Here is a 16,796-nt window from a genome sequence, read left to right as displayed (position 1 = left end):
TCAAGAGGAGCAAGCATATGGCAAAGACGATCGGAATCGACCTCGGGACCACCAATAGCTGTATGGCGGTCTTCGAGGGCGGTGAGCCGACGGTCATCGAGAACTCCGAGGGCGGCCGCACGACGCCGTCCGTCGTCGCGTTCACTGCCGGCGGGGATCGTCTCGTCGGCACCGTCGCAAAGCGCCAGGCCGTCACCAACCCCACGAACACGATCTTCTCCGTCAAGCGCTTCATGGGCCGCAAGGAGGCCGAGGTGCGCGAGGAGGAGTCGATCGTCCCGTACAACGTCGTCTCCGGCTCCGGTGGCGACGCCCGCATCGAGGCCGGTGGCAAGCAGTACTCGCCGCCGGAAGTCTCGGCGATGATCCTGCAGAAGCTCAAGGCCGACGCCGAGGCGTACCTGGGCGAGACCGTGGACTCCGCGGTCATCACCGTCCCGGCCTACTTCAACGACGATCAGCGCCAGGCGACCAAGGACGCCGGCCGGATCGCGGGCCTGGACGTCAAGCGCATCATCAACGAGCCGACCGCGGCCTCGCTCGCGTACGGCCTCGACAAGGAGTCCGACCAGACGATCCTCGTCTTCGACCTCGGCGGCGGCACGTTCGACGTGTCCGTGCTCGAGATCGGCGACGGCGTGTTCGAGGTCAAGTCCACCGCCGGTGACAACCACCTCGGCGGCGACAACTTCGACAAGGCGATCGTCGACTGGCTCGGCGCGGAGTTCAAGCGCGACCAGGGCATCGACCTGACCGCCGACAAGATGGCCCTCCAGCGCCTCTACGAGGCCGCCGAGAAGGCCAAGATCGAGCTGTCCTCCGCCCAGGAGACGCAGATCAACCTGCCGTTCGTCACCGCGGACGCCTCCGGCCCCAAGCACCTCGACGTGCGCCTCACGCGCGCCAAGCTCAACGAGCTGGCCGGCAGCCTGATCGAGCGCGTCGTCGGCCCGGTCCGCCAGGCGATGGACGACGCCAAGGACAAGGGCGTCAAGAACATCGACCACGTCGTGCTCGTCGGCGGCATGACCCGCATGCCGGCGGTCCAGGACAAGGTCAAGGAGCTCACGGGCAAGGAGCCGCACCGCGGCGTCAACCCGGACGAGGTCGTGGCCATGGGCGCCGCGATCCAGGCGGGCATCTTCTCCAAGGACGTCAAGGACGTCCTCCTGCTCGACGTGACCCCGCTCACCCTCGGCATCGAGACCAAGGGCGGCGTCATGACCAAGCTGATCGAGCGCAACACCACGATCCCGACGCGCAAGTCGGAGGTCTTCTCGACCGCCGAGGACAACCAGCCCTCCGTCGAGATCCACGTCCTGCAGGGCGAGCGCGAGATGGCGACCTACAACAAGTCGCTCGGCAAGTTCCAGCTGACGGGCATCCCGCCGGCCCCGCGCGGCATCCCGCAGATCGAGGTCGGCTTCGACATCAACGCCGACGGCATCGTGAAGGTCTCGGCCAAGGACCTCGGCACGGGCAAGGAGCAGCAGATCGAGATCAAGTCCGGCTCCGGCCTGTCGGACGACGAGATCAAGCGCATGGTGACCGACGCCGAGTCGCACGCCGACGAGGACAAGCGCCTGCGTGAGGTCGTCGAGGCCCAGAACCAGGGCGAGTCGGCGGTCTACACGGCCGAGAAGCAGCTCAAGGACCTCGCCGAGCAGATCGACGACGCCTCCAAGGCCGAGATCCAGGAGGCCATCAAGGCCGTCAACGAGGCGCTGAAGGGCTCCGACGCCGAGGACATCAAGGCCAAGACCGAAGCGCTGCAGACGGCGTTCCACCGCGTGAGCGAGCAGATGTACGAGCGCGCGCAGGCCTCCCAGCAGGCGGAGGAGCCGACCGCCAACGGCGCGTCCAGCACCAACGGCTCCGCCTCCTCCGAGGAGGAGGTCGTGGATGCCGAGGTCGTCGACGAGTCCAAGTGATGACGGAAGACACTCGTACCGAGCCTGAGGAGACGATTCAGGCACAGCCCGTCGCGGAGGAGGACGACTTCTCCGCGGCGGCGCCGCCGCATCCTGCCGCGGCCGGGACGGGCGAGGTCTCCTTCGGCGACGCCGAGGCGCCCGCCGCTTCCGAACTGAAGATCGCGCAGGACAAGGCCGACGACTACCTGGAGCTGGCCAAGCGCACGCAGGCCGACTTCGAGAACTACCGCAAGCGGATGGCGCGCGAGAACGCGGCGGCAGTGGACCGTGGCATGGCCAAGCTGGCCAAGGAGCTGCTGCCCGCGATCGACCACCTCGAGCTCGCGCTGAAGGCCGCCGCCGGCCATGAGGACGTCGTCAAGGGCTTCGCGATGGTCGCCGGCGAGCTGCAGGCGGCGCTGAACCGCGTGGGCATCCAGACGTTCTCGCCGCAGGGCGAGGTCTTCGACCCCAACGAGCACGAGGCGATGGCCCAGCAGCCCCACGAAGGCGTGGAGCCGGGCACCGTGGTCGAGGTCTACCAGTCCGGCTACCGGATCAATGGCGCGGTGCTGCGGCCCGCGCGTGTCGTGGTCGCGGGGTAGCGATGGCGAGAGCTCCCGATCACTACAAGACCCTGGGGGTCGACAAGAAGGCGTCCCAAGAGGACATCAAGAAGGCGTACCGCAAGCTCGCCCGCAAGTACCACCCGGACACGAACTCCGAGCCCGGGGCGGAGGAGCGCTTCAAGGCGATCTCCGAGGCCTACGACGTGATCGGGGACCCGGAGAAGCGCAAGAAGTACGACCGTGGCGGCTCGGTCTTCGGCGGCGGCAACCCGTTCGGCACCGGCACGACCGGCGGCGGAGCGGGCGGCGGCGCGACGGCGACCGACTTCGGCTCGTTCTCGGACATCCTGTCGGGCATCTTCAACTCCGGCGGCGGCGGGCGTGACCGCACGAAGCCGTCGGTGGAGCGCGGCAAGGATCTCGAGACCTCGGTCACGCTGTCGTTCGAGCAGGCCAATGAGGGCGCGCAGATCCCGGTCTCCGTCGCCACCCACGCGGCCTGCGGCACCTGTCGCGGCAGCGGCGCCCGCCCGGGCACGTCGCCGAAGGTCTGCCCGGTCTGCAACGGCCGCGGCGTCGAGGCCCAGGGCCAGGGCGTGTTCTCCATCACGCGCCCGTGCCATCGCTGCAACGGCTCCGGCACCGTGATCGAGGATCCGTGCCCGACCTGCGGCGGCGAGGGCCGGCTGAGCGAGATGAAGCGCTACCGGGTCAACATCCCGGCCGGCGTGCGCGAGGGTTCGCGCATCAAGCTCGCGGGCAAGGGCGAGGCGGGTCTGCGCGGCGGCCCCGCGGGCGATCTGTACGTGATCACCCACGTGACCGAGTCCCCGGTGTTCAAGCCCAAGGGCGAGAACTACGAGGTCGAGGTGCCGATCACCGTCACCGAGGCGCTCGGCGGGGCCGAGGTCGAGGTCCCGACGCTCAACGGCACCAAGAAGCTGCGCGTCGCGCCGGGAACGAAACACGGCACGCTGCAGCGTCTTCGCGGCGAAGGTCCCCCGATCCTCTCCGGTTCCGGCCGGGGCGACCTGCACTATCGCTTCGTGATCGAGATGCCGACCGACCTCACCCAGGAGCAGCGCGACGCCGTCGAGCAGCTCTCGAAGGTCATGAACGGCAACCCGCGCGAGCGGATCCTCAGGGCGGCGGGGAAGGCCTAGCCGATGGCTGCCCGCCGCACCACCACGCGCATCACGGCCCGCGTCGACCACGACCGCGGGGTCTTCATGATCTCGGTCGCGGCCGAGCTGGCCGAGATGCACCCGCAGACGCTGCGGATGTACGAGACGCGGGGGCTCATCGAGCCCAAACGCTCCCCCAAGGGCACGCGCCTCTACTCGCAGGCCGACGTCGAGCGGCTGCGGCGGATCCAGGAGATGACGACGGAGTGGGGGATGAACCTCGCCGGCGTCGAGCGGGTCTTCGAACTCGAGCAGCAGCTCGACCGCATGCAGCGCAAGGTCGACGTCCTCGAGCGCCGCGCGGAGCAGCTGCTCGAGGAGATCGCCCGGTTGGAGGAGAAGCGCGAGTCCGTCAAGGCCGAGATCGTGAAGTTCGAGGCCGCCCCGGGCACCGCGCTCATCCCCCACCGTCGCGGGTCTAAGAGGCCGTAGCGACCACCTCGTCGGTGCGCGGCCGCACGACGCCGGTCAGCGCCAGCACGAGGCTGAGCACGGCGACCCCGAGCACGATCGCGATCGCCGTCCGGTAGTCGCTGATCGTTCCCTGGCCCACGACGGCGCTGACCGCGGCCAGCACGATCGCCCCGCCCATCTGGAACGAGGTCTGGACCAGGCCGGCGGCCAGGCCCTGCTCATGGTCGGAGACGCCCGCGGTGGCCTGGACGCTGAGCGCCGCGTAACCGAGGGCGAAGCCGAGGCCGAGCAGCATGATCGTCGGCAGGAACGTGAGCACGTAGGGCGTCGCGTCCACGCGCAGGAAGAGCGCGTAACCGGCCGCGAACGCGACCGTGGAGGCCACGATCGGCTTGGCCGTGCCGTAGCGCGTGATCACCGTGCCCATCCGCGGCGCGCCGACGGCGACGAACAGGCCGGCGGGCAGGAACGCCAGCGCGGTCTCCAGGGCGCTCCACTGGAGCGTCTTCTGCAGGTACAACGTCGCCACGAACTGGAAGCCGACGTAGGCGCCGAACAGGCACATCGCGCCGAGGTTCGCCCGCACGAGCGGGGCGGAGCGGAGGATGCCGAGCCGCACGAGCGGCTGCGGCGCGCGGCGCTCGACGGCGACGAAAGCTGCGAGCAGGCCCGCGGCGAGCAGGAACGCGGCGATCGTCTCGGGAGCGGCCCAGCCCGCATTGGGCGCCTCGACGATCGTGCGCACCAGCAGCAGCATCCCCGCGGTCAGCAGCAACGCACCGGGAAGGTCGTAGCGGCGCTTCTGCCCGATGTGCGGGCGGTCGCGAGCGATGTAGCGCGGCATCAGGAACAGCAGCAGCGCCGCGACCGGCACCGGCAGCAGGAAGGTCCAGCGCCAGCCGACCTCGGTCAGCAGGCCGCCGAACACGAGCCCGAAGGAGAACCCGCTGGCGCCGAACGCGTTGAAGATCGCCATCGCCTTGTTGCGGGCGGGGCCTTCGGTGAAGGTCGTGGTGAGCAGGGAGAGCGAGGCGGGGACGGTGAACGCCGCGGCGACGCCCTTGAGGAAACGGGCGGCGATCAGCAGGGCGCCGCTGTCGACGAGTCCGCCCATCAGCGAGGCGAGCGTGAAGACCGACAGCGCCGCGATCAGCACCCGCCGCCGGCCGAGGAGATCAGCGGCGCGGCCTCCGAGAAGGAGCACGCCGCCCAGACCGAGCACGTAGGCCGAGATGACCCACTGCAGCTGGGAGGTGGTGAGGCCGAGGTCGGCCTGGATCGAGGGGAGTGCGACGCCGACCATCGAGACGTCGAGCCCGTCGAGGAAGAGCACGCCGCACAGCAGGAAGAGCGCGGTCCAGAGACGCGCGTCCCACCGCTGAGCAGCCGGGGAGGAAGAAGTCATCCCCAGAGACAATACATGCACGTGCATCTAATGCAATAGCAATAGATGCACGGTGTACAATCGACAGCGTGTCAGTCGATCTCGGTGAGCAATGGCGTGAGCTCCTGACGCGCCATGCCCGCACGGCGTGCGCGCTGGACGAGGCGCTGGCCGACCACGGGCTCGGGATGAGCGAGTTCGAAGTGCTCGAGCGGCTCGCGTGCGACTGCGGCGAGAAGCCTCGGATGCAGGAGCTGGCCGCCGCCGTGCATCTGAGCCAGAGCGCGCTGTCGCGTACGGTCGCCCGCCTCGAGAAGGACGGACTCGTGGCCCGCGCGATGTGCCCGGAGGACCGGCGCGGGATCTCGGTCTGTCTGACCGAGGAAGGACGCGAGCGCTACGACGCGGCGCGTCCCACGCACCGCCGAGTGCTCGCGGAAACCCTCAGTTAGCCGGCGAGGCCCAGAGCGCGAGCTGCAGGGCGGACGCGAGGCGGTGGTGCGTCGCGTCGCGGATGTCGTCCTCGGTCAGACGGACGACGATCACGCGGTGCGAGGCGGCGTCGAGCGTGAACCCGCGGCCGGCCATCGCGCAGGCGACCTGCCAGGCGTCGCGGCCCGTGTCGCGCAGGTCGATCGCGAGGCGGACGCTGTCGCTGCCGCTCTTGACCTCCGGGCCGAGGACCCGGACGTTGTCGAGCTCGGCGATCCGGTCTCTTGCGATCATCGCTGCGGACCTGACGCGTTCAAGAGTCGCCTCGGCGGCGAAGTCACGCTGGATCGTCGTGACGTCGGAAGCGGGGAAGAGAAGGGAGGGGGCGGCCATGGCGTAACCCTCCCCGATCGTCGAGGGGACCACCATGAGCTTGGGGGGTGAACCTTTCCCACGGCGGGTGTGAGGCATCTCCCCCCATCGAGTGAGACACCGGCGTCCGTAGACTTCGAGGTTCTGAGCCAGTTGCGCTCCACGTGCCCGAATTGCGGTCGCCCGCTGGATGCGGATGGCGGTCCTTGCCCGGCATGCACGATCGCCTCCCCGGAGGCGGCCGCGCCGGTCGCGGCGAGCCCGGGGATGGTGGCCGGCCGCTATCTCCTGCAGCGCCAGCTCGGCCGCGGGGCGGCCAAGGACGTGTGGCTCGCGCACGACCTCACGCTCGACCGCGGCGTCGCGCTCGCGCGGGTCAGCGGGCCTGGGGCGTGGGAGCGGCTGCGCCGCGAGGCCCGGCTCACCGCCCGCCTCGGCGGTCACCGGCACATCGTCACCGTGCACGACGTCTTCGAGGACGACGGCACGCCCTGCCTCGTCGCCCGCTACATGACGGGCGGGTCGCTCGCCGACCGGCTCGAACGCGCACCCGCCCGCCGGCTGGAGCCCCAGGAGGTGATCGCCGCCGGGCGCGAGATCGCCAACGCGCTCGCCCACGCGCACGCCCACGGCGTCGTCCATCGCGACGTCAAGCCCGACAACGTCTGGATCGACGCCGAGGGGGAGGCCGCGCTGGGGGACTTCGGCGTCGCCGTCGCCGAGGGCGAATCCGCTCCACCCGCCGGCACGCCGCGCTACGCCGCGCCCGAGCAGACGCTGGGCGAGGCCGCGACGCCGCTGTCGGACCTCTTCGCGCTCGGCGTGACCCTGTACGAGCTGCTGTGCGGGTCGCGGCCGTTCGACTCCAAGGACATCTTCCGGATGCGCGTCCCGCCGCCGCCGTCGAGTCGCGTGACCGGCGTCCCGGAGGCGCTGGACCGGCTGATCCTCGCGCTGATCGCGCCCGATCCCGCGGACCGGCCCGCCGACGCCGTGGGCGTCGCGCGCGAGCTCGACCGCCTGATCTCCCGCCCGTCCGAGGAGGCCTTCACGCCCGCCGGCGTGGTCGGCCGCGGTCCCGAGCTCGAGCGCCTGCGCAAGGTGCTGACCCAGGCCTGGAGCGGGACGGTGCGCACGGTCGTCGTCGCGGGCGAGTCGGGCATCGGCAAGACGACGCTGCTCGACGCACTCGCCAACGAGGCCGGCAACCGCGGTGGCGTGGCGGTCCGCGGGCGCGGCGAGGCGGAAGGGCGCCCGTACGGCGTCTGGCGCCCGGTCGTGCGCGCGCTGAGCGGCCTCGTGGCGGGCGAGACCGACCCCGCGCTCGGCCCACTGCTGGGCGGCGCGGCCACCGGTTCCGGGGGCGAGGAGCAGCGCCTGCAGCTCTACGACGCCGTCGCCGATCTGCTGGCGATCGCCGCGACGGACGCGCCGCTGGTCGTCGTGCTCGACGATCTCCACTGGGCGGACGCGTCGTCGCTGCGGCTGCTGTCGCACGTGGTGGCGGCCGAGACGGCGGCGCGCGTGCTCGTCGCCGGCGCGTACACCGAGGGCGAGGTCGCCTTCCCGGAGGTGCTGGAAGGGATCGAGGGCGATTCGCGCGTGGCGCGGGTGGAGCTGGGCGGGCTGGAGCCCGAGGCCGTCCGCGCGCTCCTGCCCGCCGACGTCGCGCAGCCGACGGCCGACTCGATCCACCGCCGCACGCGCGGCAATCCGTTCTACGTCGCGGAGCTGATCCGCCTGCTCTCCTCCGGGTCCGTCGACGACGACACCAGCACGACGCTCGTCCCCGCGCGCGTGCGCGAGGTCGTCCGCCGCCGCGTCGAGCGACTCGGCGACGAGGCCTGCGCGGTGCTGGAGGTGGGCGCGGTCGCTGGGCGCTTCACGATCGCCGACCTCTCGCGGGCGGCGAGCGTGCCGCGGGCGACGGTGGCCGCCGCGGTCGACCGCGGGCTCGCCTCGGGGCTCGTCTCCGCCGAGCAGGCCGGGCACTTCTCCTTCGCGCACGGGATCGTTCGCGACGCCGTTCGCGAGGCGCTCCCCGAGCAGCGCCGCGGCGCGATCCACGAGGCGGTGGCCGGCGCCCTGATCGTTCGCCGCGACGCGGGTGCCGACGTCCCCGCGGCGCAGATCGCCTTCCACGCGCTGGCCGCCGCGCGGGCCGGAGCGGACCCGCAGTCCGCGTGGGATACGGCGGTGGAGGCCGCGCAGGAGGCCGCCGCGACGCTCGCGCACGCCGAGGCCGCGCGCCACTACGCGGAGGCGCTCGAGGCGATCGCCCTCGGCGCCGAGGCACCCGCCGCGGAGCGCCGGGCGACGATGCTCGCGCTCGCCGAGACGACGTTCGCCGCGGGGGACATCGAGGGCGCCCGCCGGCGCTACGCCCAGGCCGCGGCCAGCGCGCGCCGCGACGCGGATGCCGACGCCATGGCCGAGGCCGCGCTGGGGTTCTCGCAGGTGCACCCGTACGGCGCGACCGACCCCGAGGGCATCGCCCTGCTCACGCAGGCGCTCGACCGGCTGCCGGCCGGGGACGGATCGCTGCGGGCACGCGCGACGGGTCTGCTGGCGATCCTCGAGCCCGAGCAGGAGCGGCGCGAGGCGCTGATCGACGACGCGCTGACAATGGCCCAGCGCCTGAAGGACGAAGCCGTCGTCGGCGCGCTGTACCCGATGCAGCTCGTGGTCGAATGGCGCCCCGAACGCGCGGCCGACCGGGCGCGGGCGGCCGAGGAGCTGGTGCGCGTCGCGGCGCGGCACGCGGACCATGGCGCGCTCGCGTGGGCGTATCTGCACCGGATCCGCGACGCCCTGCAGGCGGGTGACGTCGCGCGCGCCGACGCGGATCTCGACCGTGCGCGCTCCGTGTCGCGGGCCACCCGCCGGACCCACCACCGCTGGTTCCTGATGGTCTACGAGGCGGGCCGGGCGGCGTTCGCCGGCCGCCTCGACGAGGCCGAACGCCTCAACGACGAGGCGCTGGCCCTCAACCGCCAGCACGGCGAGGACTGCTACCAGGAGTACACCGTGCACCGCCTGGTGCTCTCGCGGCTGCGCTGGCGCCCGCAGGACGCGGACGCGGTGGCGCTGCGCGGGTTCGCCGCGCGCTACGCCCTGCTCCCGGTCTGGGAGGCGATGCTCGCCTCGCTCGAGTGGGAGCTGGGGGACGTCGAGGCCGCGCGCCGGAGCGTCGTGATCTGCGCGCACGACGGCTTCGCCTCCGTCGTCGGCTCGCCGGACTTCCTCCCCGCTGCGCTCTGCCTCGCCGAGGCCGTCTCAGGGGCGGGCGAGCCCAAGCACGTCGAAGCGCTCTACGACCTGCTGCTCCCGCACGCCGAGGCCAACCCGGTGCTGATCAACCTGTGGGCGATCTGGGGTCCGGTCGCGCGCGGGCTGGGCCTGCTCGCGGCCGCGGACGACCGTCCACAGGACGCCGCCGCGCACTTTTCCGACGCGCTGCGGCTGGCCGGTGAGTGGGGAGCGCAGGGCTGGGCGCTGCGCACGATCGGCGACTGGCTGGCCACCGGTGTCCCGGTGCCGGATCGGACCGCGATCGTCAACCACGGCCTCGTGCTGGCGCGCGAGCTCGGCCTGCCGGGCGTCGCGGCGAGGATCGCCGACGAGGCGCAGGCGATTTCGACCTAGAGCATCACGCCGTAGCTCTCGATCACGGCCTGGGCCGTGTACTCGAGGCTCATGCGCGCGTAGCCGCCGTCGCGCCAGGACGGTCCCCAGCTCGAGCGCAGCAGGAAGTGGTCCGGTCCGTAGCCGAACAGCGCGGCGGCGTGGCTGCCGTGCGCCGCGTCGCGGTCGAAGACGTCGAGCGTCGCACCGGGGGTCTCGAGCTTGCCGTCGAGCGCGATCAGGACGAGGACCGGGCCGTTCTCGTGCATCCAGCGGCGCCACTCGTCGAAGTGGGCGGTGCGGTCGGTCGCGCTGTCGTCGCCGAGGTTGAAGTAGGCCATGATCCGCCGGCGCTTGGCGGACGCGTAGTAGGCCTCGGGCGACCCGGCGGCCAGCCGGCCGGACCACGGCAGCTCGTCCTCCAGGACCGCGCCGAACTTGCGGATCACGTCGAGGCCCGCCTTCAGGCTCGTGCCGTCCTCCTCGAGGAAGGTCGACGGGTACTCCTCGCGCTGGTCGGTCTCCTTCGCCGACATCCACACGTGGCGGGCCGAAAGCGGCTTGTCGGGCTCGAGCCGGCCGGCCTCCACCATGTGCCAGCGCAGCACCGAATCGGCGACCGCCCAGCCGACGCACGACGCGGTGCGTCCCTGGTCGGGAACCGTGTGCCAGGGACGCCGCAGGTCGATCTCCGCAGGCAGCGGCGCCTCGCCGAGCGCGCCGTCCGCGTGGGCCTTGGCCGCGTCGAAGTCATCCGCCGTCGCGCGCGAGCGCCGCGCGGCGGGGATCGCCGAGATGTTCAGCTTCCCATCCACGACCCTGCGTCATCGTGCAGGCCGGCGGCGCGAGCGGCGACCGGTTCGGAGCGCGTTGTGTCCGGCTGCAACTCGAGCACGAGCTCGTAGTTGGCGACCGCCGCGGCGAGCGCGAGCGCGTAGTCCTGATCGTTTTGATCCTTCGCTTGCTGGAACTTCTTGGCCAGCAGATCTTCACGCGCGGACTCGTCGAGATCGGCGTATCCGGGCCACGGTTCGCGAGGAGAGATGTCGCTCATAATTCCGCGACTCTACGTGGTTCGCTGGCTCTCTTGGAGGCGGGTCCGTAGAGTGACCGTTCGTGCACGACTGGCCGGATCGTCACGCGTCCACCCCGAGCGAGTTGCAGGACCGCCTCGCGGCCGAGCGTTCGGACGCCCCCTTCGTCGAACTTCGCGACGGCGATGGCGTGCAGCGCTTGGTCACTTTGACCGAGGGTTTGACCGTGGGACGCTCGCCCGCGTGCGGGATCGCGTTGATCTGGGACGCGCAGGTCTCCCGGTCGCATGCGTCGATCGAAGCGGTCGACGGTGTGTGGACGGTGCTCGACGACGGGCGCTCGACCAATGGGACGTTCGTCAACGAGGAGCGGGTGCAGGGCCGGCGCACGCTCCGGCACCTCGACGTGATCCGCGTGGGCGCGACCCGGCTGCGCTTTCACGACCCCTCGGCGACGACCGACTCCAAGCTGACCGAGGTCGCCGCGCAGGCGGTCGTGCCGACCCTGACGCCGGCCCAGCTGCGGGTGCTCGTCGCGTTGTGTCGTCCGGCCGGCGGCCCCGCGTCCAACGAGGAGATCGCGGATGAGCTGACTGTGTCGATCGACACGGTCAAGACGCACATGCGGGCGCTGTTCGACGCATTCAGCCTGCAGGCGTCGGCGCCCTATAAGAAGCGCTTCGAGCTCGTGCGCCTGGCCGTGGACGCGGGCATGGTCTCGCCGCCCGACGGCCGCCGTTAGCAAACCCTTTGCCTTAAGCGCCCTAGCCTTGCGTGGGTGAAGCCGCGCGTGTTGTTCGTCGAGGACGAGGAGTCCATCTCGTCGCCGTTCGCGAGTGCTCTGGCGCGCGAAGGGTTCGATCCGGTCGTGTGCGGGTCTTTGGCGGAGGCGCGGTCGGCGTGGGCGGGTTCGGAGTTCGATCTCGTGCTGCTGGACCTGATGCTGCCCGACGGCGACGGGCGGGATTTCGCGCGGGAGTTGCGCGGCTCGGGCTCCGAGGTGCCGATCATCATCCTCACCGCCCGCGGGACCGAGCTCGAGCGGGTGGTCGGCCTCGAATTGGGCGCCGACGACTACGTGGTCAAGCCGTTCAGCGGCGCCGAGGTGATCGCGCGGATGCGGGCGGTGCTGCGGCGGGTCAAGCCCACGGCGGCTGCCGCGCCGCCGTCGGATCTGGTGGTCGGACCGCTACGGGTCGAGCTGGGCTCGCGGCGGGTGTGGCTCGACGACGCCGAGCTCGGGCTCAGCCGCAAGGAGTTCGACCTGCTGGTGGAGCTGATGTCGCACGCCGGCGAGGTCGTCACCCGCGAGGACCTGATCTCGCGGGTGTGGGACGAGAACTGGTTCGGCTCGACCAAGACGCTGGACGTCCACGTCGGGTGGCTGCGCGGGAAGCTGGGCGACGACGCCGCGGCTCCCCGGTGGGTGCACACCGTGCGCGGCGTCGGCTTCCGCTTCACCGGGCCGGCGGAATGGGCGTCCTGACCCTCCGCGCGCGGCTGGTGCTGGCGCTGGCCTACGTGCTCGTGCTGGCGATCGGCTCGATGCTCGTGCCGCTGGTGCGCTCCGTCCGCGACCGCGTCAACGCGGAGGTCGAGACGCAGGCGCTCTCGCAGGCGGAGATCGTCGCGGCGACCTATGCGGGGGGCGCGTCGGGGGACGACCTGGTGCGCGAGGCGGCGCGCTCGGTGCGCGGGCGGGTGGTGATCGTCGACCGGCGCGGCATGGTCGTCGCCGACTCGTCGCCCGGCTCGATCGGGGCGAACTTCTCGTCGCGGGCGGAGATCGCCAGCGCGCTGCGCGGGCAGGTCACGCGCGAGCAGCGCGACAGCTCGACGCTGGGGCAGCGGATCCTCGCGACGGCCGTGCCGGTGGTGCGCGGCGGGCGGACCGACGGGGCGGTGCGGATCACCCAGAGCGTGGACGCGGTCAGCCGCGCCTTGCGCTCCGCGACGCTCGGGTTGGTGCTCGTGGGCCTGATCGTGCTGCTCTTGGGCCTGGCCGCGGGTGCGCTGTTGGCGGCCTCGGTGGTGCGACCGCTGGTGCGGCTGTCGGCCGCGGCGCGGCGGGCGGGTGAGGGGGATCTCTCCGTGCGCGTGCCGGTGGAGGGGTCGCGCGAGCAGCGTGAGGTCGGCCTCGCCTTCAACGAGATGACCGGGCGGGTGCAGCGGATGGTCGACGCGCAGCGCGACTTCGTCGCCGACGCCTCGCACCAGCTGCGGACGCCGCTGACCGGGTTGCGCCTGCGGTTGGAGGAGGCTGCGGCCACGTCCTCCGGGCCGTCTTTGGAGCAGATCGAGGGTGGCTTGGCCGAGGTGGACCGGTTGTCGGGCGTGGTCACCGAGCTGCTGATCCTGAGCGAGGCGGGTACCGCCCGCCCGCCGGACGCCGCGACCGACTTGCTGGCGGGTGCCCGCCGGGCCGTCGAGCGGTGGTCGTCGGCCGACGTGGTCGTCACCGGGTCGTCGAGCGTCGTGCGCTGCACCGTCGCCGACCTCGACCGCATCCTCGACGTCCTGATCGAGAACGCGATCGACTACGGGCCGCCGGGCCAGCGCATCACGCTGGTGGGTGCGCCGGGGCGGCTCGACGTCGTCGACGAGGGCCCGGGCCTCGCCCCGGGCGAGGAGGAGACGATCTTCGCCCGCTTCCACCGCGGCACCGTCGGCCGCGCGTCGCGCCGTCGCGGGACCGGGCTCGGCCTGCCGATCGCGCGCGAGCTCGCGTCGCGCTGGAACGGCAACGTGACTCTCGCCAACCGCGCTTCGCGTGGGACGAGGGCGACGATCGTGCTGCCGCTGGCCGACGGCACGACGCCGAACGAACCCGTCGCGGCGGGTGCGGCATGACGGGTTGGCGCCGCAACCTCGCGATCGGCCTCGCCGCTGTGGCCGGGCTGCTCGTCGCGGCGGCGCTCACCACCGCCGCGAGCTCGCTCTCGCGGCAGAGCATCGGGCTTTCGTCCGAGCCGCTGACCGCGGGGAGTTCGCTCGCGCCGGTCGAGACGCCCACCGCCACGGCTTCCCCGACCCGGACCGCGCGCCCGACACGGACCCCGACACGCACGCCGCGACCCACACCGACTCGTACCGCGGTGCCGACCGCTGCCCCGACTGTCGACGACAACTCGGGCTCTGGGAGCGACGACCATTCGGGCCGTGGACGGGGCCGCGGCAGGGGACGCGGGGGCGACGACTAGGGCCTGAAAGTCAACGGCTCCGGGTGGGGGAGGGGGAAGTGGCAGTGCCACCCGTCCCTGGCTGGCGTGGGTCCGCTCGGTGCGCGGCTCTGTTGGGGTCGAAGTGCCGTGCTGGGATACCGACAGTTACGGGCGTGGTGCTGACACGCCCGTCCGCGCCGGGCCTTCCGGTGATCGGTTACGGCAAGCAACGAAGTCATGCGCGAGGGGGTGACGAACAAATGAGTCCTGTGAGGACGCAAATGTTCATCACCCCCACCAGCGCAGTTGACGTTCGTCTACAGCGAGGCTTTGCCAAACCTTTCCCGTCTCCTACCACCCACTTGGGGGCCCGGATCCGATGGTGTGTGGCATGAACCTGCGCACTCCCCTCGTCGGCTCCCTCGCCGTCCTCTCAGCCCTCGGTGGCGTCGCCGCCGCCGCGATCGCTCTGCCGAGCTCGCCGCCGAAGCCGACGGCCGTCGCCGTCGCGACGCCAACGCCTGAGGTCCGGACCGAAACGGTCCGCCGCACGATCCATGTCGTCCGCCGCGCGAAGGCCACGCCCACACCGGCGCCCGCGCGGGCCGTGAGCACGCCCGTGGCGACCGCCTCGCCAGTGGCTCGGCGCTCGTCGTCGGTCGACGATTCCGGCCATCACAGCGGCGGCGTCGACGACTCGGGTCATCACCGCGGCGGCGGCACTTCGGGCCCGGGCAGCGGTGGCGACGACTCGGGTCACCACAGCGGCAGCGACGATTCCGGCCACCACGGCGGCGGGTCGGGTCGCGGGCGCGGCCGGGGCCGCGGCGGCGACGATGACTGACGCCGGCGACGGGCCGCGATCGGACCCGGACGCACCGACCGCGAAGCTCCCGCGCGTCCCGTCAGGCGCCGGTGAGGCGCCGACCGCCGAGCTGCCGCGCGTGCCGCCGAAGGCGCCCGCTCCGCGGCGCGAGCGGATCCGCAAGCCGGGCCCGCTGACGGTGATCGCCGGCTCGTTCGGGCTGTTCTTCGCGATCACCGCGCTGCTCGCCGCACAGATGCGCCGCGGCGCCGACCCCGCCCTCGGCGCGCCGAAGCCACAGCTCCTCGCCGCCGCGCCCGCGCCTCGCCACATCCTCGTCCGGCGGGTGATCGTGACCCGGATCGTCGAGTCCGCGCAGGGGGGTGCCCCGTCTAACTCACGCCCACCGAGCGTTTCCCCGGGCACCCCCGCACCTCCCGCCGCACCCGCACCCGCTCCGGCGCCCCTCACCACTCGCTCCTCATGACCGACGTCAGCTTCGACTGCATGGGCACGACCGTCCGCCTCGTCACCGACGCGGCCGACGACTGCCGCGCCTTCCTCGAACACTTCGACGCGACCCTCAGCCGCTTCCGGCCGGGCAGCGAGCTGTGCCGGCTCAACGCGGACCCGCGCGAGGAGGTTCCCGCCTCGCCCCTGCTGCGCGCGGCCGTCTCCGCCGGCCTATTCGCGGCGGAGCTGACGAACGGCCTCGTCGACCCCACGCTCGTCTCCCAGCTCGAGGCCAACGGCTACGACCGCACCCGCCGCACGCCCGAGCTCCCGCTCGCCCAGGCACTTGCAAAAGCCCCACCGCGCAGCCCCGCCAGGCCCGACCCCGACGAACGCTGGCGCGAGATCACGCTCTCCGACGGCACCGTCCGCCGCCCGCCGGGGCTGAGATTCGACACCGGCGGGACCGGGAAGGGCCTCGCGGCGGATCTCCTCGCGAAGCGTCTCACCGGCCGCTGGGCGGTCGACTGCGGCGGCGACCTGCGGGTCGGCGGCGCCCACGCCGTCGAGGTTCGCCACCCGCTCACGCACCAGCCGATCCACACACTCGAAATCCAGGACGGCGCCGTCGCCACCTCCGGTATCGACACCCGCCTGTGGACCGCCGAAGACGGCACGCCCCGCCATCACCTGCTCGACCCGTCCACCGGCACACCCGCCTGGACCGGCCTCATCAGCGTCACCGCGCTCGCACCCACCGCGCTCGAGGCCGAGACGCTCGCCAAGGCCGCGCTCCTGAGCGGGCCGCGCCACGCCCAGAACTGGCTCGCCAAGCACGGCGGACTGCTGTTCACCGACGACGGCGACGTCCATTTCGTATGAACCCGCAAGAGCACACCTGGTGGCTCCTCAGCCGCTCGGCGGGGATCGTCGCGCTACTGCTGATCGCCGCCTCGACCCTGATGGGCCTCGCTCTCGCGAACGGCCTCGCCAAGCAGCCGCAGGCCCGCAAGTCGATCACCACGTTCCACGAGCACACCGCCAACGCCGGCCTCGCCGCCATCGGCCTGCACGGCGTGAGCCTGCTCGGCGACGCGTTCCTGCACCCGCGCGTCACAGACCTCCTCATCCCGCTCGCCATCGACTACCGCCCGCTCTACGTGGCGACCGGGATCGCAGCCGGCTACATCGCGGCGCTCCTGGGCCTGAGTTTCTACGCCCGCAAGCGGATCGGGGCCAAGCGCTGGCGCAAGCTCCATCGCGCCACGCCCGTCGTCTACGTCCTGGCCCTCATCCACACGCTCGGCGCGGGCACCGACGCGGGCTCGTCGTGGCTGCGCGCGTTCATGCTGGCAACGGCCGTCCCCGCGGCGACACTTCTCGCGCGGCGGTTGATCGCAACGCGCAAGGCGGGTAGAATCTCAGTCACTCCGACTAAGATTTAGGAACAC

General features: G+C 72.1%; 17 protein-coding genes. 13 read left to right on the top strand and 4 right to left on the bottom strand.

Annotation, left to right across the window (positions count from 1 at the left end; all coding sequences use genetic code 11):
• Positions 1-17: 17 nt before the first annotated feature.
• Genes dnaK through OM076_RS30465 form a run of 4 tightly spaced genes read left to right on the top strand, consistent with a single transcriptional unit; the run spans position 18 to position 4,098 of the window.
• Positions 18-1,931, top strand: coding sequence for a molecular chaperone DnaK (gene dnaK, locus OM076_RS30480; protein WP_270043906.1), 1,914 nt, complete (start codon positions 18-20; stop codon positions 1,929-1,931).
• Positions 1,931-2,518: a nucleotide exchange factor GrpE gene (locus tag OM076_RS30475; protein ID WP_270043905.1), complete on the top strand. Its 588-nt coding sequence runs from the start codon at positions 1,931-1,933 to the stop codon at positions 2,516-2,518. The genes dnaK and OM076_RS30475 overlap by 1 nt, the downstream gene beginning before the upstream one ends.
• A gap of 2 nt (positions 2,519-2,520) precedes the next feature.
• A complete protein-coding gene (gene dnaJ / locus OM076_RS30470; RefSeq protein ID WP_270043904.1) occupies positions 2,521-3,645 on the top strand; it encodes a molecular chaperone DnaJ in 1,125 nt (374 codons plus the stop codon).
• Positions 3,646-3,648: 3 nt separating this feature from the next.
• The gene (locus OM076_RS30465) at positions 3,649-4,098 is read left to right on the top strand and encodes a heat shock protein transcriptional repressor HspR (protein WP_270043903.1); all 450 of its coding nucleotides are present in this window, start codon (positions 3,649-3,651) and stop codon (positions 4,096-4,098) included.
• Here OM076_RS30465 and OM076_RS30460 read toward each other — a convergent pair.
• On the bottom strand, positions 4,085-5,485 hold the full coding sequence (locus OM076_RS30460; protein WP_270043902.1) for an MFS transporter: 1,401 nt from the start codon (positions 5,483-5,485) through the stop codon (positions 4,085-4,087). The genes OM076_RS30465 and OM076_RS30460 overlap by 14 nt on opposite strands.
• A 68-nt stretch (positions 5,486-5,553) precedes the next feature.
• Between OM076_RS30460 and OM076_RS30455 the strand changes: the two genes are divergently transcribed.
• Positions 5,554-5,916 carry a MarR family winged helix-turn-helix transcriptional regulator gene (locus tag OM076_RS30455; RefSeq protein ID WP_270043901.1) on the top strand — a complete coding sequence of 121 codons (363 nt, stop codon included), beginning with the start codon at positions 5,554-5,556 and terminating at the stop codon, positions 5,914-5,916.
• On the opposite strand, the gene OM076_RS30450 is transcribed toward OM076_RS30455, so the two are convergent.
• Positions 5,909-6,289: a hypothetical protein gene (locus OM076_RS30450; protein WP_270043900.1), complete on the bottom strand. Its 381-nt coding sequence runs from the start codon at positions 6,287-6,289 to the stop codon at positions 5,909-5,911. The genes OM076_RS30455 and OM076_RS30450 overlap by 8 nt on opposite strands.
• Positions 6,290-6,421: 132 nt before the next feature.
• Between OM076_RS30450 and OM076_RS30445 the strand changes: the two genes are divergently transcribed.
• Positions 6,422-9,913 carry a serine/threonine-protein kinase gene (locus OM076_RS30445; protein ID WP_270043899.1) on the top strand — a complete coding sequence of 1,164 codons (3,492 nt, stop codon included), beginning with the start codon at positions 6,422-6,424 and terminating at the stop codon, positions 9,911-9,913.
• Here OM076_RS30445 and OM076_RS30440 read toward each other — a convergent pair.
• The gene (locus OM076_RS30440; RefSeq protein ID WP_270043898.1) at positions 9,910-10,707 is read right to left on the bottom strand and encodes a C1 family peptidase; all 798 of its coding nucleotides are present in this window, start codon (positions 10,705-10,707) and stop codon (positions 9,910-9,912) included. The genes OM076_RS30445 and OM076_RS30440 overlap by 4 nt on opposite strands.
• The gene (locus OM076_RS30435) at positions 10,692-10,946 is read right to left on the bottom strand and encodes a hypothetical protein (RefSeq protein WP_270043897.1); all 255 of its coding nucleotides are present in this window, start codon (positions 10,944-10,946) and stop codon (positions 10,692-10,694) included. The genes OM076_RS30440 and OM076_RS30435 overlap by 16 nt, the downstream gene beginning before the upstream one ends.
• Before the next feature lie 62 nt (positions 10,947-11,008).
• Here OM076_RS30435 and OM076_RS30430 point away from each other — a divergent pair, with 62 nt between their 5' ends.
• From OM076_RS30430 to OM076_RS30400, 7 genes are all read left to right on the top strand, one after another.
• Positions 11,009-11,668, top strand: a complete 660-nt coding sequence (locus OM076_RS30430) for an FHA domain-containing protein (protein ID WP_270043896.1) — start codon at positions 11,009-11,011, stop codon at positions 11,666-11,668.
• Positions 11,669-11,704: 36 nt separating this feature from the next.
• Positions 11,705-12,412 (top strand): response regulator transcription factor, encoded by a 708-nt coding sequence (locus tag OM076_RS30425; RefSeq protein WP_270043895.1) that lies wholly within the window; start codon positions 11,705-11,707, stop codon positions 12,410-12,412.
• Positions 12,400-13,776 carry a sensor histidine kinase gene (locus tag OM076_RS30420; protein WP_270043894.1) on the top strand — a complete coding sequence of 459 codons (1,377 nt, stop codon included), beginning with the start codon at positions 12,400-12,402 and terminating at the stop codon, positions 13,774-13,776. The genes OM076_RS30425 and OM076_RS30420 overlap by 13 nt, the downstream gene beginning before the upstream one ends.
• A 702-nt stretch (positions 13,777-14,478) precedes the next feature.
• The gene (locus tag OM076_RS30415; protein WP_270043893.1) at positions 14,479-14,931 is read left to right on the top strand and encodes a hypothetical protein; all 453 of its coding nucleotides are present in this window, start codon (positions 14,479-14,481) and stop codon (positions 14,929-14,931) included.
• Positions 14,924-15,379, top strand: a complete 456-nt coding sequence (locus tag OM076_RS30410) for a hypothetical protein (protein WP_270043892.1) — start codon at positions 14,924-14,926, stop codon at positions 15,377-15,379. Before OM076_RS30415 ends, OM076_RS30410 begins: the two co-directional genes overlap by 8 nt.
• A complete protein-coding gene (locus OM076_RS30405) occupies positions 15,376-16,227 on the top strand; it encodes an FAD:protein FMN transferase (protein ID WP_270043891.1) in 852 nt (283 codons plus the stop codon). Before OM076_RS30410 ends, OM076_RS30405 begins: the two co-directional genes overlap by 4 nt.
• Positions 16,224-16,790 (top strand): ferric reductase-like transmembrane domain-containing protein, encoded by a 567-nt coding sequence (locus OM076_RS30400; RefSeq protein WP_270043890.1) that lies wholly within the window; start codon positions 16,224-16,226, stop codon positions 16,788-16,790. Before OM076_RS30405 ends, OM076_RS30400 begins: the two co-directional genes overlap by 4 nt.
• Positions 16,791-16,796: the final 6 nt, after the last annotated feature.

Source organism: Solirubrobacter ginsenosidimutans, from assembly GCF_027587205.1.
The sequence above is the reverse complement of the archived record's forward strand: the minus strand, read 5'-3'. Positions and strand labels throughout refer to the sequence as shown.